The organism is Microbacterium sp. P5_E9, assembly GCF_054049175.1.
The window spans coordinates 45011-63762 of the sequence record NZ_JBFUMV010000017.1; the positions used below are offsets into that span (position 1 = coordinate 45011).

Here is an 18752-nt window from a genome sequence, read left to right on the forward strand (position 1 = left end):
TAGTCGTTGCTTGCGCTTGGCCGTATTCACGGGGCAAGGGCCTCGCACTGCAGCTGCGCATCCGACGTCCACCAGCCGTCGATCCCCGCCTCGGCGGACAGACGAGTCGTCTCCTCCGTCAGCGCGACATAGTGCGCCACCGCGTACCAGTCGTCCTCGGTCGGCTCGGCCCCMGCCGGCAGATCCACGAACTGCCCGTTCGCGTCCAGCACCTGGATGATCGATCGAGGATCGGAACGGATCTCGTCCGCCCGTCTCGCGACGGTCGCGTCATCGAGGGTGAGCTGACCGATATCGGCGACGAACACGTCCCAGTCGCCGTAGTCCTCGGTCTGCTCCAGAACGATACGTGCCTCGCACCCGCGACCGCTCGGCAAGGTGAACGCATAGGCGACATCGGGATCCTCCGCCCACGGCAACCACTCGAAGCCTCCCGCTGCAACCGCGGCACCGGCGCCGCCCGTCAGCAGGACTGCCAGTCCGACGCCCGCCACAAGGCGCGGCATCCGGCGGATGCGGGGCTGCTCGTCCGCCACTTGTGTGTGTGTCGCCGCCGCGACGTGATCCATTTCGCGGACCAGGTCATCGCCAACGTGCACTGCCTCGGGCGCCGAGCGCTCGAGAAGCAGATCCAGACGGTCTTGGGTATCCATGTCACTCCCATCGTGAAGGGTCGTTACATGAGATATGTCCAGCAACACCGCCAGTGATGACGACGAATGAATGTTCGCGACCACGTAATCGGAAGTCTCCACCTGACGCAGTCCGCACCGAGTACAACCGGCCGCTGAACAACGTGCCGGGACATCACATCTGGCCCGGGACCGGGACCCGGTCCCTCTACGCGACGGCTCGGCTGAAGCGGATCCCGCCAGGACGCGGGTCTTGCCTGCGCAGGCAGGGCGCCGGGGTCTTGCTCCGCCATCCAACGAGCCTGGTGGTGATAGTCCGTGCCAAGTGTGTCACGTTGCTAGCACATTGTGTATCGTCGCGGTAATACAACTCGTTGGTAGGGAGTGCCCGATGGGAATTCTGCATGTGATCGCCTTCGCGCCGTTGCTTCTCGCGGCCGGCGCAGCCGCCGCAGGGTGGTTGATTATCGGCCGCCGCGTTGCGGTTCCGAGGGGATTGACGCGAGTTCTGATCGTGGTGGCTACCAGTGCCGCACTCGTGGTGATGATCGGCTATTGGCTGGTCAGCACCGCCCCTTGGCTCTTGCCGTCACCGTCGATCGAGGTGGTTACGGCGATGATGGATCTGCGGTACTTGACTCCGCTGGTGGTGGGAGGCGCTGCACTCATCATCCTTGCTTTCCCTGTGCGGGGCAGTGGAAGCCGGAGTGAGGGTGCTGAGCTCTCGCGGCGGACGGTGCTGACTTTCTCCCGGCCATGGTGGTTTGTCACGTTCGGGATCGTGCTGCTCCTGACCGTGGCGGTGGCGGTGGCCGCCGGCGTGGCCTCGTCGCCCGACGAACAGGGTCGGTACACCCTCTACGTCGTCGAGGTCGGCACAGCCGCGGCATCCACGACAATCTATGGCTGGCACTACTCCGTCCCGTGCCTGATCCTGCTCGCGGCGCTCGTCGGGGTCATGACTATCGATCTCACACTGATCTCACGACCCGCGATAGCGGAGAACCGTGATGAGGACGTCGCTGTACGCCGCGTGCGCTCCCTCAATGTCGTGCGCGTCGGGATGGGAGTAGTGCTTCTTCACCTGTCGGCCGTCCTGAGCTCACTCGCCGGAACCTCGACGCTCAGTGCCGGGATCGGTACAGGTGCGGGCATCGCAGGCGAGATCAATGTCGGGACATCCTTCGCCGCGCTAACCCCGTTCCTCTACTGGGCAGGAGCGGTCGTCGGGGTAATCGGACTCGCATTGTGGTTCTCCGCGCTGCTCTCAGCAGTGCCGACACCGAACTCTCGACGCCGGGTGGCGATCGCATGATCATCACACTGTCGGCATCTGGCGGGCCACCGACCGATCAAGTGCGCGACCAGATCCGTGGGCTCATCACGACCGGGCAGCTCGCCGCTGGGGAGAGACTCCCGTCGGTCAGGCAACTCGCCAGCGACTTGGATGTCGCTCCAGGAACGATCGCGAAAGCCTACAAAGCGCTGGAGACCGAAGGGATTCTGGAGACTCGCATCGGCAGCGGAACACGCGTGGGGATGACAGCATCCCCCACCGCCCGCTCCGTCCTAGAAGCCGCACGTAAACTCGCTGCCGTCAGCCACCGCCAAGGCGTCGACCTCGACKAAGCCACCCGCGTACTCCGCGCGATCTGGTAGCAACCACGCACACCCGGCAGCGGGTCCTCTACCGGACGTCATTCGGGCTAGATCTCGAGGACGCCATCGCGTGCGTTGCTCGGATCGGGGAGTGCGGCGGTGTCCAAGTCCTCCATGAGGTGGATGGCCGCATACATGGCCGGGCGGATGCGTCCGGCGTCGTCGAAGACGCGGAGGCTTCGGCGGAGGCGTCCCTCGGGGTAGTGGGGGTGAGTGAAGGAGACCTCTACGCGGGTGGCCGGCCACTCATCGACAGCCTCGACGAGTGGATCGCCGAGACCTTGTGACAGCGGAGACGTGCGGTCACCGTCACCGTGCCAGTAGTTCGCGAGGTGGTCGAACTCGCGGAGGACGGCGCGGACGGCCGCGGCCTTGTCGTGCTCGGAGAGGCCGAACGGGGTCAAGGGGATCTCCACACCCATCGGAGGATTATCGGGGGGCTGCGGTGCCAACCTCGTCATGGCATCGAGAAGGTCGTGCTCGTCGAACTGCTCGGACTCGAGGTCCGCGAGGCGGGTGACGTTCGCGAGTTCGTCCGTGAGTGAGACCCCGATGTACCGGTACGTGTACGTCGTCCCGCCCAGTCGGCCACGGTTCGCGGCGGGCGCCCCCGCGTAGAGGATCAGCCGGGACCGGTGGCCGTCATCGATGGCGAATGCGATCCGACGGTCGATCGTGAATCCCCCTACGGTCCCGTCCGCGTTGAGCACGGCTGCATGGTGCTCCCCGTGCCACGACTCTTCGTCATCCGGATCGAGAAAGCTCTCCGAGGTGAGCCAGAGCCCATGGCGGGTGACGCCGAGAGGCTGATTCTCAGTCAGGCCGGTGAAGCGAGTCATCTGACCGCTGACAGCAACGTGCACGGCCGCTGGCGTTCCGTCAGGAAGCGCAGGATTCTCCGCTTCCAGCGGCCGGTAGAACACCCACGCCCCGGTCGGCGCACCCAGCACTGTGCTCGACGTGGCGCGGGACCCCACATCAAGGTCCGGCCACGAGACGACAACGTCGCTTAGCCCGGGTCGGCGTACAACCGCGTAGGGACCGTCCACGCTGACGACGATGCGCGAAGCCCCGACTACGACCTCGAGCCATCGGCTTGGATTGACCTGCACAAGGCGAGACTGCCAGACCCCACGCGGAACGGCGACGGCAAGAGCCGGTTCTCCAACGGGACGGCACTCATTCCCTCAATGGATCGACCCCTACGCGGAGGGTTCCACTCGTGTAGGTGCTTTCAAAGCAAAACGGGCGAAATCGATACAAGCCACCGCGAGAAGACCTCCCACGCCCCTGTGACGAGAAGAACTCCGGTCACGGCCAGGCCGACGGCTGCGAGGACAGAGACGAGCCGTCCAGCTCGTCCCGCCCATCGTCTACCTCGGGTGGCGCGCACGAAGATGAGTCCGAACAACATGATCGGTGTCAGGAGGCCTAGGAAGTACGCAAAACCGAGAACCAACGCCGTCGGCACGCTCTCAGCACGAGATCCCAATCCCAGCACGATTCCCAAGGTCGGGCCGACGCATGGCAACCAAACGAGCGCCAAGCCGAAACCCAGCAGGAACGGGCGCAGGAAGCCAGCGGTTTTCGGGACATCGAACGCACGCACTGGCGGCTTGATCCATCCCACTGAAGCAGCGGCAGCCACGATGAATACCACGCCCAGCAGCCACGAGTATGGCGGGGCGAGGAAGTTCACGTAAAGGCCGATTACCAGGAGGAGAGCGACGGACCCGACCAGCGCGACGGTCGCGCCAGCGGCGAAGAGGAGCACTCGCAGCGACGCAGCGCCGGCGCGCGTTGTATGGGTACCGCCCTGAAGGCTGGCCACCACACCGGGAAGGATCGGAAAGGTGCAGGGCGAAAGAAGCGCTGCAACTCCCGCGCCGAAGCTCAGAAGCGCAGTCATTAGCACGCATGGAGTCTAATGGGGGTGCATCCGCTGGCCTTTGGGTCCAGGGTGATGTCCGAGTCCGCTGGCCGGTCCCCCAGCGCGAAAGTACGATCTCGCAGCCGGCGGATCGCTCAATCGAGAGGCCGGGGCCGTCGGCGCCGGTAGCATCGGGCACTGACGCAGCGAATTCACGACATTCCCGTAAGACCCGCCCGCGATCAATTCGCGCTCGGGTCCGTCATACGCAACAAGCGATTACGCAGAACAAGGTCGGTTTACGCAACCTAACGCGGGACATCGCTTGTCGCTGAGCTCTCGAGCCACGACGTAAGTGCAGACCGGAACACTGCGGGATCGACGTTGGCCTCCCACCCGTGTGGAGCAGCGGCCGTTTCCACGAGCACAACATCTGAGTGCGCTGCGACGAAATCGGTGGTCAGTTCAAAGGGGATCTCTTCATCGCCTTTGGAGTGGACCACGATCGTCGGCTTGTTGATCGTGAGGCGCCGGCCCCAGTCGAGCCGAGCGAAATCCAGGGGTGTCGGCATCCCGATCAGTCGACTGGCGACGCGCGAGGAGAGCGCCCACGTCACGACGGAGGCGACGAATCCAGGTAGACCTGCGTGTCCCACCCCATGTCGGATGATTCGTCGCCAGTTCGTGGCCGGGGCGATCAGCGCGAGTCGGTCGAACGCATCTGGGTTGTGGCGAAGCAGTTCCAGCGCCAGCCCCGCTCCCATCGACCACGCCACGACGTAGATAGACGCAGCTCCGCAGGCTCGTGCGTACTCGACTGCATCGGCCAGGTCGCCCCACTCACGCTGCCCGAGCGTCGAGGCGGGTGCCGTGGGTCCGTCGCCCGAGCCGCGATAGGTGATCACCAGCGAGGTCAGCCCCGCACGAGTAGCCACCTCGACAGAACGCAGCGTCACGAGTCGAGATGTGCGGATGCCCTGCACGTGAATCACCCACGGCGCATTGACCGATTCGGCGCGGAACAGCCATGCCGGCACCGAGGCTCCGTCGCGGAGTGGCACAATGACGTCTTCCCAGTCTGGATCGATGTCCGCGGGCCCGCTCATGATGTGACCGGTCCACTGTGCGTCGAAAGGGCCGGTGGGGATCGGAGTGCTCGCCTCGAGTACCCGGCGGATGACTCGGTCCCCGTCCGAGTGCAGGACAGGACCGATGAGCGCGTGGTGCTTGAAGCCCTCACCGAACCAGAGTCCGTACTTGCCGGCCGCGAGGGTCAGGGTGCTCCGCGGCAGCTCGACGTCGTCACCGACGCGACGGACGGCCAGAATCTTCCGTCTCGGCTCGACCCCAACGACGCGCCGAGCCAACAGTCGCACGAGGCTCGCAACTGCAGCCAGCACGACCGCGATGAATGCGACGACTATCGCGATCACTTTCAAGGTGCGGTCACCCTCCCCGCGGCGCTAGACATCCGGACTACGGCGGGCGCTCTCATCTGTCGATCGAGCATCGCGGTCGCCGCGCGCAACAGGTTTCGCTCACGCTTCGTCAGCTCCTGGCTGTTGGCGATGTCGGTGAGACGAACCGCTAGCCGGTAGGTCTCGTGGACGGGGTCTTCGTCCGGGATGGGAGTCACGAGCATTCCCCGACCGACGTTCGCTCTTGTGAGCAGACGGCCCAGCGCTGCATTCATCGACCGACGGCCTGCGCGGGCGATCGCGAACGCGATGATGCCGGCGCACACCAGGACGACACCGCCGTAGAACGGAATCGTGAACAGATTTCCGACCGCTTCAACTGTCGGGGTACGGCCCAATCCGGCTACACGGAGCGTGAGATAGACGATCTCCACAAGGCTGGCGCCAATGATCGCCCACGCGCCGATCCGGATGACGATGTACGGCCGTGGTCTGCGACCGCGGATGCCTCGAAGCATCCGGGTCATGATCAACACGACGCATCCCATGTATATCGACGCATACGCCCAAAGACCGAACTGATCCGCGGTCTCCTTGATGAAGGCATCCGTCGTCGATCCCCGATCAGCGATCAGCAGGAAGGGGATTGTGAAGGAGAGGAACATGACCGGCAGTTCCCACAGGTTGCGTGGGTTGAAGCGGCTCCCGTCCAACGTGAGGGCTGCCTGCATCACGAACCAGAACGCGGTGATCGCCAGCATGTTCTGGAGAAGGTTCGCCACATTCGTGCCGCCGAGCCAGCCGTCGACGATTGCCAGTGGAACCGCTACACCGACCATGAAGATCGCGGCAAGACCGGTGATGGTGGCGATCCAGGTCAGGCGACTGGACGGCTCGCGGATCGCGGAAGGCAGCCGGATCAGTGTGAGGAGCAGCAGCGCGAGGAACGCGACCGTCTCGATGCGTACTAGCATCAGCCGAATACCGCCTCGTCGTGACCATGGCGTGGCTGCAGCAGGAGACGAGACAGCAGCTGCGACAGCTTCTCAGCCTCCGCCTCGACAACCAACTCGGTGTCGCTGAAGTCCAGATCGACTTCGAAGTCCGGGGTGGCGATGCCGCGCGCAAGCACGGTCTGACCGGCGCGGGCATGTCGCGAACCTGGATGCTTGACGGGCAGGGTGGCACAACCCGCGTGCTCGAACACGATATGGGACAGCTCGTGGAGCACCGTGTGGAACTGGTACCAGCGGGGATCGGACTTCCGCACCAGGATCGTGGCTGAATCGGCGGTGAGCAGAACCAGACCGGTGATGTTCTCCCAGTCCCGATCACCGACCGGCTCGACGTCAATCCGTCTGCCTGTCGCGGAAGCGACGTGTCGAACGATGTCTTCCAGGTCTACGTCTGCCGGAAGCGCGAGGCGTTCCAGCTGGGCTTCCGCGCGGGCGCGCAACTCTTCATGGTCTCGAGATGCGCGGTAGCTCATGACGCCCGACCTCCGATCACGACCTCGGCACAGCGATCGCTCGAATGCTTCCACTGTACGCCGATGCGCAGTCGAGGTCAGGTGAGTCCGTTATTGAGCAGAGATCGACCTAAGGGTCTGTGCAATCGCGCGCAACGCCGCAGGTGAAATCTCACCGACGGCACGGGCCGACACCGAGTCCGCACCGGACGCCTTGAGCGCCTCACGGAACTCGAGGTTCGCTTCGGCTACTTCTACCGCTGCAGCATCGCCCAGATCCAGCAGGTAGGCAGTAGGGACGCCCGCGTACGCTCCTACGCCTTCAAGAACTCGCACACGCACCGGTGATGTGGACTCCGCAGCGAGCAGGGAGGACCACTCGTCCCGGTCGAGTGCGACGCCGCGATCAGCGAGCTCGTTGACAAGACCGTCGACGTCGAACGTTGAACCGTCAAGGCGAGGTGCACGGGAGACGGCGGTCAGACGGCGACCCAACTCCTTGGCCTCTGTTTCCACCAAGGGCTCAATCTCGTGGCCTTCGCCGATGGATGCCGCCACGCGCGAGATCTCATGCGGATGCGTTCCCAAGGCATGCGCGAGCTTTTCGATGTCGTTCGCGTCGAACGGCGCGGCCCCCCGCAATCGCCCGTAGTAGTAGCTCGCTGACATACCTGATCGGTCGATCAGTTCCTGATTCGTCATCCCGGCCGCGTCGCGCAGAGTCGAAACGGCGCGCACCAGGTCCATCGACCACGCGCCAGCCTCGCCTTGGGAACGTCTACCCACGAAAACAGGCTATCGCTATGCATTGCCATGGCGTTTGGTACCTATTTCAGCACGATCGGCGTATGGTGCACCTATGTACGCACATCGGCCTTCTGCGTTACCTCGCCCGCCGCCAACGCGCAGACGACGTTCAACGGAGAGATGACGCGTACCTCCCAATAGAAGCCGCGAACGTCGGCTGAGGAGGAGGAGGAGGTACGCGCGCCATGACTCACGAGAGTTCCACTATCGGTGCCGAGGACGCGAAGCTCGAACGGCTGCACGCTCAGCTGGCGGATGCTGTGGCCAAGCTCGTGACTGGCGATGACTGGGTGCGCGCTCTCGAGTTTGCCGCTCGATTCCGCTCCCGATCGTTCAACAACACCGTGCTCATCTGGATGCAGCACGTCGCTGCCTTCGAGCAGGGCAGAGTGCCCGAGCCGACGCCGACGTACGTCGCAGGTTTCAGGCAGTGGCTGGCGCTTGGGCGATCCGTCGATCGCGGCCAAAGGGGCTACCTGATCTTCGCCCCCGTCCTCGGCCGGTTCGCTTCGCCCACCCCGCAGGTCGCCGAGTCGTGGCGTCGCCTCGAACCTCGCGAGACTCCGCAAGGCGGCGACGTGCTGCGCACGCGACTCGTGGGTGTGCGACCGGCGTACGTGTGGGACGTATCCCAGACGAGCGGCGCGCCAGTCCCGGAKGTACCCCGGCCGCAGTTGCTCGAGGGAGAGGCGCCGAAGGGTCTTTGKGACGGCCTCGCGACATTGGTACGCGGACACGGTTACTCATTGCGCATTGTTGAAAGCGCTCGTGATCTCGGCGGAGCGAACGGCATGACTGATTACGTCACGCGGACCGTCGCTGTACGTGGCGACATGGATCCCGCGGCGGGGGCAAAGACCCTGGCGCACGAGCTCGCCCACATCGAGCTACACGGACCTGACAACCCAGATGCCACGCTCCATCGCGGGATCAGCGAGGTCGAGGCGGAGTCCGTCGCACTGATGATCGGAGCGGCGCACGGTCTTGACACCTCGGGCTACACCATCCCGTACGTGTCGACCTGGGCAACGTCCGTCGATGGGAAGACACCGGTCGACGTCGTCCAACTGACTGGCGAGCGGGTGCGCACCGCAGCGGTCGCGATCCTCAAAGGACTGCCGACGACGCAAGTGGGATCGGGCGACCGGCCCGGTCTGACGAGAGAAGCGCAACCGAGTTGGCCCTCGTCAGATACCCATCGTCCAACGGAACGGCTCGACGATGTCAGCTTCGCGACGGAGCGGCGATCCGCCAGCCGCTTCGAGAAATCAATTCGGGTGCTGTGATGGACACCCCAGCCCTATTCGCTGCAGTGGCGGGACTGCCGCCGAGCGAGGGAGCAACTCGGTTCGCCGCGGCCGGAATCCCGATCTTCCCGTGCAAGCCTGCGGAGAAGCGTCCACTCACGGAGCACGGGTTCCACGACGCTACCGCCGATGCCGAGCAGGTCAGACGGTGGTGGGCGCGCTGGCCTGAAGCGAACATCGGCATGCCGACCGGCTGCGCCTCCGGCCTCGAGGTCGTCGATATCGATGTGCACGGTCGGGTGCGCGGATTCGCTGCCTTTGAACTCGCCCGCCGAGAGGGCCTCGTGGACCGCTGGCAGGCGCTGGTGAAAACGGCATCCGGCGGAATGCACGCCTACTACCCGGTTGACCCTAACGGCGCTCAGTCGTCGTGGCAGGCCGCAAAGTCCGGCATCGACTTCCGTGGCGAAGGCGGCTACGTCATCGTGCCACCGTCATTGGTGATGTTCGAAGGCAACCGGTCTGCATATGAACTGATCGGCGCAGGGCGCGGGGATTCCGTGCCCGTCGACGGAGCGGCCCTGCGAGCGTTCCTTGACCCGAAGCCGGCTCCAGTGGCGACCATGCCCACGGATGCGCGCCGCGAAGTCGACGTGGATAGGATCGCGGCCTGGCTGGCTACGCGAGCCGAGGGCGAACGCAACCGCGCGCTGTACTGGGCCGCATGCCGACTCGCGGAGAACGGCGTCCCGGATCAGAGCGCGCGCAACGTTCTCGGCCCGGCAGCGGAGCGCGCCGGCTTGCATCAGCCAGAGATCCTGACCACCATCCGATCCGCCTACCGGACGGCGGTGGGGCTGTCGCCCTTTCGGAGCAGCGGACCCCATGCACTTGCCCGCTCACTCAACGGGCAGGTGATCTCGTGACCCCCCTAACGACGGACGCGCAGTCGGGCCGAGTCGCCGTCTCGACCGCAGTGGCGGGGACGGTCTTCATCGCGGTCGGCGCGTTCTGGCTGTCCTTCACTGCCCTCACCGATCTCGCACGCCGCTCGGGTGTTGCGCCAACGCAAGCGTGGGCGTGGCCGCTCATCGTGGACGGGATCATCGTCGTCGGCACGGTCGCGGTCGTGGCGCTCGCAGGCCAGCGCGACGCCTGGTACCCGTGGATTCTTCTCATGGCGGGTGCGGCCGTGTCCGTAACGGCGAACGCCATCCACGCTGTTGTGGCCGCCGATGCCGACGTTCCACCGGTGCTCGCGGCATCCGTTGCGGCGGTGCCTCCGTTGGTCCTGCTCGCGATCACGCACCTGACCGTCGTGCTCACCCAGCGGTTCCGCTTTCCGTTCTCCTCCACAGCTGCTGCGTCCCCCGTCCCATCCACAGAAGTAGTGCAACTTCGACAGACGGCCGACGTTCCGGAGAAGCGTGCCCTCAAGGACGTTGCAGCACTGATGCGTCAGCGCGGGATGTCGAACAAAGAGATCGCGAGCGCCACCGGAGTTCATCCGTCGACAGTTGGTCGATGGTTCACGGGGACTCTCGGCACACCTGAGATTCAGAAGGGAGCTGCGCCATGAACGAGTACGACCGAGACCCGCAGTCCGAGACCCGGTTTCGCGCGGATGCGTCGGAACGCCAGCGCGAACGCGCCGAGAAGTCGCCCAGCGACGAGGTGTCCGAATTCGCACGGCACGGCGATCCCTCGCTCACGAGGCAACCGCTGACTCTCCCAGGTGCCGAGCGGGTTCGAAGTGAGATCGTCTGGATGCGACCCACGGAGCTCGTTCCTGCCGTGACCGGTCGTGTCGCAGGTCAGGGTATCGACCTCGAGTCGTCGCTATCCCGGCGCGCGCGTGCGCTGCCAACACAGGGCGTTGCTGCCACCCGCCGTGCCATCCGCGATCGGGCGCTTCACCTTCCGCCCGTGACCGCGTTCGGAAACGGTCACGCTGCACATGGCGCAGTCCGCCGCTCCGGAATCGATCGGTAGCGAGGTTGCGATGTCCGGCCAGAGTTCACAGTCAGCGGCGAACGCATCGGGGCCGAGACTCCGGCTGCCGGAGGTGCCCGAGTCTGGGATTGCTCGCGCGGCGTTCGAGAGCTCGGAGGGTCTGCGCGAACTTTTGGAACGCCTCGCCGCACAGGACCACGGCGCGTGGCGTCACGATGCCGAAGCCGCAGCGCTGATGGGACACGTCGTTCGGCGCTACGCGAAGCTCGCGCGCAAGCATGGGCTCGACCCGTGGGACGCAGCCGCAGCCGCGTTCGACGCGATGCGCTCGTCGGCCGTGCGCAACGCCGACGATCCATGGGCGGTCGTGACCCGTGCTGTCCAGGTCACGCTGATCGCGGAGGAACGCGCGAACGGCCTGCTGTGCTCGGTCTACCAGGCGCGCCGCCCGGAGTTCTCGTCATTCCATGACCCCGAGCGGTTCAGCGACCGTGAGAACCCCTTGAGCGACTATCACCCGGCATTGCGGGTGGAGCCGATCGGGGACTCGCAAGTTGATGCAGCCTCGGCCGAAGGAACCGGGATCAGGGAGGCAGTTGAGAATGCGATCGCCTTCCTGACTCTCCTCGGGTGGCCCCGCACGCCCGCACGAACCGCAATGGAGTACATCTGCGCACGCCTAAGCGACGTGCCTTCCCGCGCAACGGCCTGGGAGTCGCTCCGGCGCGACGTCCACGGACGGACCCTACTTGACCTCTCGTCCGCGTCGTGGAACGGATTGCTACGTGCCGTCCTCGGCAACCCAGAGCCGGAGGTCGCTCGAACGACAGCAGGACGCGGAATCCTGCTTCGACTGTTGATCGGTGAACCGCTCCGATCTCTCCTGACGGATGACGACCTCGTCCTTGCGGTCAGTCTCGCCGCCCCCGCCGAACGATCGAGGCGGTGACCGTGCGAACCAACACCGGCCACATCGAGCTCGAACGATCGATCGAATCGATCATCGTTGGGAAGCGGCACCGCACCGAGTTCGGGGACATCGACGAGCTCGCCGAGTCGATCACCCGCGACGGCCTGCTACAGCCGGTCACCGTGACACCGGAAGGCGTCCTGGTGTGCGGCGCTCGTCGTCTCGAAGCGCTCAAACGGCTTGGTGAGAAGACGATCAAGGTGTGGGTGAGGTCCGGGATCACCGATCGGCTCGCCGAACTGTTGGCCGAGCAGGCCGAGAACGTCCTCCACAAACCGCTTACGCCGACAGAGGCCGCTGCCCTGTACTCCGAGTTGAAGGATCACATCGTCGACGATGCGACTCGCCGCCAGGCCGCGACGCGCTTCAGTCGTCCCGATGCTCGGGATGGAATAGACGGTGGTGCCACCGTGGCACCACCGCAATTCAAGCCAGGCAAGAGTCGCACGCAGGCGGCCCAGATGGTCACCGGCAAGGCGTCGTACACCACGCTGGAGCGCATCGCCGAACTGCAGCGCCTTGTCGCCGACCCTGGCGCCGGCCATGCACTGAAGGAGAAGGCGAGCGAAGAGCTACGGCTCATCGATGAGGGCGGAAGTGTCGCCGCGTCACACGCGCGAATCCGGCGACTCCTCGAGCCGGAGCCGGCGCAGCAATTCGAGGACTTCGAAGCGCCCGAGGACTTCGAGCCGCCCGACGAACTCGAGCAATTGGCGAACGCGGCCCTCGCAAGAGTCAAGGAGGCCAAGCGCAACCGCCGAACGCCTCGGTCCCGTGCCGTTGCGACGCATGTCTTTCCCGTCCGGGCGTTCGTGCGCGTGTGGGAGGACCTCGACCTGTGGTGGACCCACTTCGACGTCGCAGCTGTCGCCACGGAACTGAGCGACGAGCAACTGGAGCAGTTCGAGGCGACGCTCGCGTCGACCGTGGAGTTCTTCGCGGCGCTCCGCAACACGCGAGCTCAGTTGAGGCGGGAGATCGCGTCATGACAAATCCCGAGCGCTCGGGTCGTCGGCGCCTCGTACTCCTACTCGCCGTCGGCTTCGCCGTGCTGGCAGCACTGGTCGGAGTCGGGCTCTATGGCCTCTTGCTTGCGCCAACCCCGACCACGCCGACGACCGCGGTCGATTCGACAGCCCCGGTKGGACCCTCTGCTGAGCCCAGGCCGAGCGCGTCGAGCCGGGCGCTCGCTCCCATTCTTTCGACATCGGATGCCGGGACATTCGCCCGCGCCGCCGCTCAAACGCTGATCAACTGGGACACCGCCGCCGGACTCGAGCCGACCGACTATGCGCAAGTCATGGTCGATGCGGGCGATCCGTCCGGCGCGGAAACAGCCGCGCTTGCGTCTGACGTCCGCACCTACTTCCCCACCGCGGACGCATGGTTGAAGCTGCGCACCTACGGCACGCGTCAATGGTTGACAATCGACGACGCGTTCGTCCCGGCATCCTGGAACGAGGCTCTCGATCAGGCGACAGAAGGTCAACTGCTCCCAGGAACGATCGCTTACACCGTCACTGGAACGCGTCATCGCGCCGGCATCGTGGGGACCGACGCGCAGGAGACATCTCGACCGATCGCCTTCACTCTCTTCATCGCGTGCGAGCCCAGTTTTGACGAGTGTCGGCTGCTCCGACTGTCCGAGGTTGACAACCCGCTTCGATGACGGGCGCTGGACATGAAGAAGCTCGTGATCGCTCTGATCGTCGCGGTGTTCATCGCGCCGTTCGCAGGGCTAATAGCGCTGCCACTTGTCCTCTCCCCCGCCGCGCTCGCTGCTTGCCAAGCAGCGGGCCAGCTCGTCGTGACCGACGTGCCTGACAAGCTCACCGCGGTGCGGCGCGACGGCGCGTCAGTGACCCTCCGGCACACACAGCTCACGCGCGCCGCGACGATCATCACCGTGGGCAGCGGCATCGAAGGCGTCGGACGACAGGGCGTGCTCGTCGGTCTGATGGCGGCGCTGACCGAGTCGACCCTGAGGATGCTGGCGAACGTCGCCTACCCGACATCCCTCGACATGCCGAACGACGGCATCGGTAGCGACCACGACTCACTCGGCCTCTTCCAAATGCGCCCGACCGCGGGATGGGGCACCGTCGATGAGCTCATGGATCCGAACTACCAAGTACGCGCCTTCTTCGGCGGACCGGAGGGACCCAACTTCCCCTCGCCCGCAGGACTCCTAGACATTCCGGGGTGGCAGTCCGCTGACCCCGGTTCAGCTGCACAGTCCGTTGAACGCTCCGCCTTCCCCGACCGTTATCAGGACTATCAGCCCGTCGCAGAGGCGATTCTCGCAGCGCTGACCAGGCCCGCCGCAGGCGCAACCGAAGACGGCACACCTCTCGGCTCCGTCCCGGAGACCACCCGAGTCGTATTTGCACTGCCGAGCGGCACGTGGGTTCGTTCCAGCGGGTATGGATGGCGCACTGACCCCATGACCGGAGGACGCGCATTTCACGCGGGCACCGACTTCTCCGCGGCCGAAGGCACGCCCATCTTCGCGATCGCGGACGGGATCGTCAGTTGGGCCGGCCCGTATGGCGGATACGGAGAACTGGTCGTCATCGAACACACGATCGACGGAAAGCGAGTTGCGTCGGCCTACGCACACATGTGGGCGTCCGGCATATACGTGTCGGTGGGCGAGCGGGTCACCGCCGGCCAGCACATCGCGGACGTCGGTTCATCCGGTAAGTCCTCGGGATCACACCTTCACTTCGAGATACGCCCCGGTGGTTCCTTCGAGCCGTCCATAGATGCAGACCCGTGGCTCACCCAGCACGCGGCCGAGGGTTTGGATGCCGCCACGTCCGGTAGGGGATCGTGCGCGGCAGGACTCTCAGGGTGACCGGAATGGGCATCTTCCCGGACTTCGGAGCGGTTGGGGGTGGCGGTGACCTGCGTGCGATCGTCGGCGCACTCCTCATGTACGTCTTGGTCTTCGCAGTGCTCACCATCCTCATCTGTGGGGTCACGTGGGCGGTCGCGTCATCGAACGGCAACTACCAGTCGGCGATGCGGGCTCGCGCCGGGCTCCTCGTCGCTGTCGGTGCCGCGGGGCTCGCCGGCGCGGGAGTCGCTTGGATGAACTTCCTCATTGGAGTCGGTCAGCAGCTCTAGTCCGGGTTCGTTCGCCGATTTGCGCGGCGCGACCGGACCGCGGGGACGCCGCACGCACCTTGTGCGCAGGCTCGTTTCTTCCCAGACAAGGAGCACGACCGTGATCGACATCCCACCCAACGCGTCGGGACTTCCCGGCATCGAGCAACTCCGCGTCATCGTCGGCGCCATGATGACTGTCGGGCTCATCCTCGCCGTGCTCGCGCTCATCATCGCCGCCGTCGCGTGGGGATACGGAGCGAACTCCTCCAACCCCCATCTCGCCTCTCGCGGAAAGCTTGGCGTGCTCGTCGCGTGCGGTGCGGCACTCATCTGCGGTGCGGCCGTTACGCTCGTGAACTTCTTCTGGGGTGTCGGTCAGTCCGTCTGAGCGGTCGGGGCCGATCGAGGGGAACGACGCGAGTGGGTGGCGTGTGTGACATCCCGGCTATCGCCGAGGTATGCCAGAACGTCGGATCGGGTGTCGTTTCGCTCGTTGCCGCGCCCTTCGACTGGCTCGCCCATACGCTCGGCGCCGCTGCCGCGTGGTTCTTTCAAGCCGTTTGGGCCGTCTTCGACACCACCACGCTCGTTGACGTCACCGGTGAGCAGTACATCCAGGTGTACAACCTGCTTTTCGGCGTCGCGCTGTTCGTCATGCTCATCTTCTTCTGTCTGCAACTCATCACCGGTTTGGCGCATCGCGACCCGACCGCGCTCTCGCGTGCTGTGGTGGGACTGGGCAAGTCGGTGCTCGGATCCTTCGTCGCAATCGCACTCACAGCGACCCTGCTGGAAATCACGGATCGTTTGGCCATCGGCATCGTCCAGGCGACCGGAAACACGATGGCGGGGATGGGAGACCGGATTGCCCTGATGGCCGCCGGCCTCGTGGCGATAAACATCGCGAGTCCCGGCGTCGGCGCGATCATGACGATCTTCCTCGCTGGACTCGCGATCGCGGCGTCGGCGATCGTGTGGTTCTCGCTCCTCATCCGGAAGGCGCTCCTCCTGGTGGCGATCGTGTTCGCTCCGATCGCCTTGGCGGGGTTCTCCTGGGACGCAGCGCGCGGCTGGTTCGGCAAGTGGGTGGCGTTCGTTGTCGCCCTCGTGTTCTCGAAGCTCGTGCTCGTCGTCCTCTTCCTCGTCGCGATCAATCAGACTGCAGCACCGATAGATCTCGACCTGGCCTCCATCAGCGACCCGGTCGCCGGAGTCGTGCTCATGCTTGTCGCGGCTTTCGCCCCGTACATGACCTACAAGTTCATCTCCTTCGTTGGGGTCGACATGTACCACGCAATGTCGACCGAGCAGGAGGCGAAGGGCGCAATGAATCGCCCCATACCAGTGCCGGTAAGCCCCGCGATGGCGACGTCAGCGAAGGCGATCCTCGGAGGAGGCGACGCAGCATCAGGTAAGGCGGCAACCCCCGCTGTGGCCAAGGCCACCAGTGGCGCCGTGGGATCTGGTACCGGCGCGGCAGCATCAGGCGCAGGGGCTTCGGGAGCTGCGGCCGCCGCTGGCCCCACCGCTGCGGTCATCATCGGCGGGCAGGCTGTCGGCCAAGTGGCCACGGCTGGCCCCAAGCTCGGCAACGCCGCGGCTTTGGCCGCGGAAGGACACGCCGAAGGTAGTGCCCCGACTGATATGCCGCCAACATCGACCGACCCGGAGGCGGGTGCGCGCTCGATCCCCCAGTCGAGGCCAACGGTCACTCCCCCGCGCGCGCTTCCGGCTCCGCGCGAAAGGACAACGGCATGACAGCGAACAACACGCATCGCGCGAGCCAGCTCCACCCGGTTCAGTTCTCGCGACTACCCAAACGAGGGGTGATGCTCGGGCTTTCGCTCGCGCAGCTCGTGACGCTCGCCATCGGGCTGATCGCGTTCACCAGCGCCGTCTACATGGGTGGCGGCATGCTGTTCGGCCTGACGTCGCCGATCTGGATCACCAGCGTCGTGATCGCCTTCGTCCCCGTCGGTGGACGCAAGCTCATCGAATGGATCCCCATTGCCGTCCGCTGGGTGTGGCGAAGCATGGGAGGCCAGCTTCGGTTCCGAGCTGACGTGGCCAGGCCGCGCCCGGCCGGAACGCTTGCGCTTCCCGGAGATGCGGCAGCGCTACGCGAGTGGCTCGACCCCGAGACAGGCGCGGCAATGATCCAGGACCCGCACACCCAGACGTTGACCGCAATCGTCGGCATCACGCATCCGGCGTTCGTCCTGCTCGACAGTGGCGAGCAGGAACGGCGAGTAGCCGGGTGGGGACGAGTGCTCGCGACGGTCTGCCGGTCGGGTCGCATCGCGCGTGTGCAGATATCCGAGAGGACAGTGCCCAGTTCGGGAACCGGGCTCGCCGAATGGTGGGCTCGGCACGGCGTGGACGACAGCTCCTGGCCTGCGGTGACCTACAAGGAGCTCATCGAGCGGGCCGGCCCGGCGGGCGAACGACACGCGACGACGATCTCTCTAGCCCTGGACATGCATGCGGCCGCTCGACAGATCCGCGCCGCCGGCGGTGGCATGAAGGGAGCCGCAGGCGTACTTCGCCAGGAGATGACGACGTTCACCGCGGCGTTGCGTGCAGCCGACCTGACACCGACCGGATGGCTCACGCCAGGCGAAGTCGCTGTCGCGCTGCGCTCTGCGTACGATCCCGCCGCCGCTCCCGCTCTCGAGCGAAACGGTGACATCGGCCGGTCGCTCGCAACGGCCGGACCCCTCGCGGTCGCCGAATCCTGGGACCGGCTCCATACCGACTCCGCCCATCACGCGGTCCTCTGGATCTCGGAATGGCCACGATCGCAGGTCTTTCCGGGCTTCCTCTCACCTCTGCTGCTGACCTCGGGCGTCCAGCGCACCTTCACCCTCACCTGCACACCGGTTCGTGCGGATCTCGCCGTGCGAGACATCCGAAGGAAGAAGGTCGGACTGCTTTCGGATGCCGCGCAGCGCGCGAAGATCGGACAGATCGAGGATGCCGCGCGCACGGCCGAATTCAACGACGTCGTCCAGCAGGAGTCGGATCTGACCGCTGGCCACGGTGTGCTGCGTTACACCGGTCTCGTCGCAGTGTCGGCCCCGACGATCGACGAACTGGATGCGGCAATCGCGGCGATCGAGCAAGCCGCCGTGCAGGCTGCCTGCGAGACGCGGCGGCTTGTCGGGCAGCAGGCCCAAGCGTTCACGGCAGCCGCGCTGCCTCTGTGTCGAGCCGTGTGACTCGCGCGTGACCCCGACTACGCGATCGCGGGGACATCGCACGCACCTCCTCAAAGACTCCGCTATAAGGAAGCGAAATGCCCACATTCCAGGATCCCGTCGTCGATGGCGAGGAAGCACGCCAAGCGCTACGCGCCCTCGCGCACGCCACGCGATCGTTCGACGACCCGGCACAGACGTACGACGTTGTCGGGGACTTGCTGGGCGGCCTGAGGTCCCTCGAACAGGTTCTCGATCAGCTCGCAACCGCGCACACGATCACAGAGGCGATCGCCTGCACTGACGATGGCGATCACTGGGCCGGCGTGGAGGAAGCCTATGCGGCTGCGAACGAGCTGCGCCGAGCGTCGACCCTTGTTGCCCGAGCGGGCTTGGCCGTGGATCGGGCTTCTCTGCACT

Annotated in this window: 21 protein-coding genes; 13 read left to right on the forward strand and 8 right to left on the reverse strand. The window is 65.5% G+C overall.

Translation table 11 applies throughout. The features are described 5' to 3' along the window. Positions 1–26: 26 nt before the first annotated feature. Positions 27–653: a hypothetical protein gene (locus ACXJ3V_RS16755; protein ID WP_457101475.1), complete on the reverse strand. Its 627-nt coding sequence runs from the start codon at positions 651–653 to the stop codon at positions 27–29. Between the two features lie 370 nt (positions 654–1023). Here ACXJ3V_RS16755 and ACXJ3V_RS16760 point away from each other — a divergent pair, with 370 nt between their 5' ends. Together ACXJ3V_RS16760 and ACXJ3V_RS16765 are read left to right on the forward strand one after the other, a co-directional pair. Further along, entirely contained in the window at positions 1024–1947 is a 924-nt protein-coding gene (locus ACXJ3V_RS16760; protein ID WP_457101476.1) for a hypothetical protein, read from the forward strand. After that, positions 1944–2291 carry a GntR family transcriptional regulator gene (locus ACXJ3V_RS16765; RefSeq protein ID WP_457101477.1) on the forward strand — a complete coding sequence of 116 codons (348 nt, stop codon included), beginning with the start codon at positions 1944–1946 and terminating at the stop codon, positions 2289–2291. Before ACXJ3V_RS16760 ends, ACXJ3V_RS16765 begins: the two co-directional genes overlap by 4 nt. A 47-nt stretch (positions 2292–2338) precedes the next feature. On the opposite strand, the gene ACXJ3V_RS16770 is transcribed toward ACXJ3V_RS16765, so the two are convergent. The 6 genes from ACXJ3V_RS16770 to ACXJ3V_RS16795 form a co-directional block, all read right to left on the reverse strand. Further along, positions 2339–3130: a hypothetical protein gene (locus tag ACXJ3V_RS16770; RefSeq protein ID WP_457101478.1), complete on the reverse strand. Its 792-nt coding sequence runs from the start codon at positions 3128–3130 to the stop codon at positions 2339–2341. Positions 3131–3525: 395 nt separating this feature from the next. Further along, a complete protein-coding gene (locus ACXJ3V_RS16775) occupies positions 3526–4206 on the reverse strand; it encodes a cytochrome c biogenesis CcdA family protein (protein WP_457101479.1) in 681 nt (226 codons plus the stop codon). A 263-nt stretch (positions 4207–4469) separates the two neighbouring features. Continuing rightward, entirely contained in the window at positions 4470–5594 is a 1125-nt protein-coding gene (locus tag ACXJ3V_RS16780; RefSeq protein ID WP_457101525.1) for an alpha/beta hydrolase family protein, read from the reverse strand. A 2-nt stretch (positions 5595–5596) separates the two neighbouring features. After that, on the reverse strand, positions 5597–6553 hold the full coding sequence (locus tag ACXJ3V_RS16785) for a hypothetical protein (protein WP_457101480.1): 957 nt from the start codon (positions 6551–6553) through the stop codon (positions 5597–5599). Next, complete coding sequence (locus ACXJ3V_RS16790; RefSeq protein ID WP_457101481.1) at positions 6553–7068, reverse strand: hypothetical protein; 516 nt, start codon at positions 7066–7068, stop codon at positions 6553–6555. Before ACXJ3V_RS16790 ends, ACXJ3V_RS16785 begins: the two co-directional genes overlap by 1 nt. 90 nt (positions 7069–7158) lie before the next feature. Further along, complete coding sequence (locus ACXJ3V_RS16795) at positions 7159–7794, reverse strand: helix-turn-helix domain-containing protein (protein ID WP_457101482.1); 636 nt, start codon at positions 7792–7794, stop codon at positions 7159–7161. 245 nt (positions 7795–8039) lie between these two features. Here ACXJ3V_RS16795 and ACXJ3V_RS16800 point away from each other — a divergent pair, with 245 nt between their 5' ends. From ACXJ3V_RS16800 to ACXJ3V_RS16850, 11 genes are all read left to right on the forward strand, one after another. Beyond that, the gene (locus ACXJ3V_RS16800; RefSeq protein ID WP_457101483.1) at positions 8040–9140 is read left to right on the forward strand and encodes an ArdC-like ssDNA-binding domain-containing protein; all 1101 of its coding nucleotides are present in this window, start codon (positions 8040–8042) and stop codon (positions 9138–9140) included. Beyond that, positions 9140–10027: a bifunctional DNA primase/polymerase gene (locus ACXJ3V_RS16805; protein WP_457101484.1), complete on the forward strand. Its 888-nt coding sequence runs from the start codon at positions 9140–9142 to the stop codon at positions 10025–10027. The genes ACXJ3V_RS16800 and ACXJ3V_RS16805 overlap by 1 nt, the downstream gene beginning before the upstream one ends. Next, positions 10024–10680: a DUF2637 domain-containing protein gene (locus ACXJ3V_RS16810; RefSeq protein ID WP_457101485.1), complete on the forward strand. Its 657-nt coding sequence runs from the start codon at positions 10024–10026 to the stop codon at positions 10678–10680. The genes ACXJ3V_RS16805 and ACXJ3V_RS16810 overlap by 4 nt, the downstream gene beginning before the upstream one ends. A 486-nt stretch (positions 10681–11166) precedes the next feature. Beyond that, entirely contained in the window at positions 11167–12003 is an 837-nt protein-coding gene (locus ACXJ3V_RS16815) for a hypothetical protein (RefSeq protein WP_457101486.1), read from the forward strand. Beyond that, positions 12000–13013 (forward strand): ParB/RepB/Spo0J family partition protein, encoded by a 1014-nt coding sequence (locus ACXJ3V_RS16820; protein ID WP_457101487.1) that lies wholly within the window; start codon positions 12000–12002, stop codon positions 13011–13013. Before ACXJ3V_RS16815 ends, ACXJ3V_RS16820 begins: the two co-directional genes overlap by 4 nt. Continuing rightward, the gene (locus tag ACXJ3V_RS16825; protein WP_457101488.1) at positions 13010–13693 is read left to right on the forward strand and encodes a hypothetical protein; all 684 of its coding nucleotides are present in this window, start codon (positions 13010–13012) and stop codon (positions 13691–13693) included. The genes ACXJ3V_RS16820 and ACXJ3V_RS16825 overlap by 4 nt, the downstream gene beginning before the upstream one ends. 12 nt (positions 13694–13705) lie before the next feature. Then, on the forward strand, positions 13706–14881 hold the full coding sequence (locus ACXJ3V_RS16830) for a M23 family metallopeptidase (RefSeq protein ID WP_457101489.1): 1176 nt from the start codon (positions 13706–13708) through the stop codon (positions 14879–14881). Positions 14882–14886: 5 nt separating this feature from the next. Beyond that, on the forward strand, positions 14887–15153 hold the full coding sequence (locus ACXJ3V_RS16835; protein ID WP_457101490.1) for a DUF6112 family protein: 267 nt from the start codon (positions 14887–14889) through the stop codon (positions 15151–15153). A 100-nt stretch (positions 15154–15253) separates the two neighbouring features. Continuing rightward, complete coding sequence (locus ACXJ3V_RS16840; protein WP_457101491.1) at positions 15254–15523, forward strand: DUF6112 family protein; 270 nt, start codon at positions 15254–15256, stop codon at positions 15521–15523. Between the two features lie 32 nt (positions 15524–15555). Further along, positions 15556–16893 (forward strand): conjugal transfer protein TrbL, encoded by a 1338-nt coding sequence (locus ACXJ3V_RS16845; protein ID WP_457101492.1) that lies wholly within the window; start codon positions 15556–15558, stop codon positions 16891–16893. Continuing rightward, positions 16890–18353 carry an SCO6880 family protein gene (locus tag ACXJ3V_RS16850; RefSeq protein WP_457101493.1) on the forward strand — a complete coding sequence of 488 codons (1464 nt, stop codon included), beginning with the start codon at positions 16890–16892 and terminating at the stop codon, positions 18351–18353. The genes ACXJ3V_RS16845 and ACXJ3V_RS16850 overlap by 4 nt, the downstream gene beginning before the upstream one ends. Positions 18354–18481: 128 nt before the next feature. Here the strand turns inward: ACXJ3V_RS16850 and ACXJ3V_RS16855 are convergent, their stop codons facing one another. Next, positions 18482–18649 carry a hypothetical protein gene (locus ACXJ3V_RS16855; protein ID WP_457101494.1) on the reverse strand — a complete coding sequence of 56 codons (168 nt, stop codon included), beginning with the start codon at positions 18647–18649 and terminating at the stop codon, positions 18482–18484. Between the last annotated feature and the right edge of the window lie 103 nt (positions 18650–18752).

Bases quoted from the DNA above. Each gene is read 5' to 3' on its own strand.
- ACXJ3V_RS16760 (WP_457101476.1), top strand. From the start codon at position 1,024: ATGGGAATTCTGCATGTGATCGCCTTCGCGCCGTTGCTTCTCGCGGCC.
- ACXJ3V_RS16770 (WP_457101478.1), bottom strand. From the start codon at position 3,130: ATGACTCGCTTCACCGGCCTGACTGAGAATCAGCCTCTCGGCGTCACC.
- ACXJ3V_RS16785 (WP_457101480.1), bottom strand. From the start codon at position 6,553: ATGCTAGTACGCATCGAGACGGTCGCGTTCCTCGCGCTGCTGCTCCTC.
- ACXJ3V_RS16790 (WP_457101481.1), bottom strand. From the start codon at position 7,068: ATGAGCTACCGCGCATCTCGAGACCATGAAGAGTTGCGCGCCCGCGCG.
- ACXJ3V_RS16795 (WP_457101482.1), bottom strand. From the start codon at position 7,794: ATGGACCTGGTGCGCGCCGTTTCGACTCTGCGCGACGCGGCCGGGATG.
- ACXJ3V_RS16805 (WP_457101484.1), top strand. From the start codon at position 9,140: ATGGACACCCCAGCCCTATTCGCTGCAGTGGCGGGACTGCCGCCGAGC.
- ACXJ3V_RS16830 (WP_457101489.1), top strand. From the start codon at position 13,706: ATGAAGAAGCTCGTGATCGCTCTGATCGTCGCGGTGTTCATCGCGCCG.
- ACXJ3V_RS16835 (WP_457101490.1), top strand. From the start codon at position 14,887: ATGGGCATCTTCCCGGACTTCGGAGCGGTTGGGGGTGGCGGTGACCTG.
- ACXJ3V_RS16850 (WP_457101493.1), top strand. From the start codon at position 16,890: ATGACAGCGAACAACACGCATCGCGCGAGCCAGCTCCACCCGGTTCAG.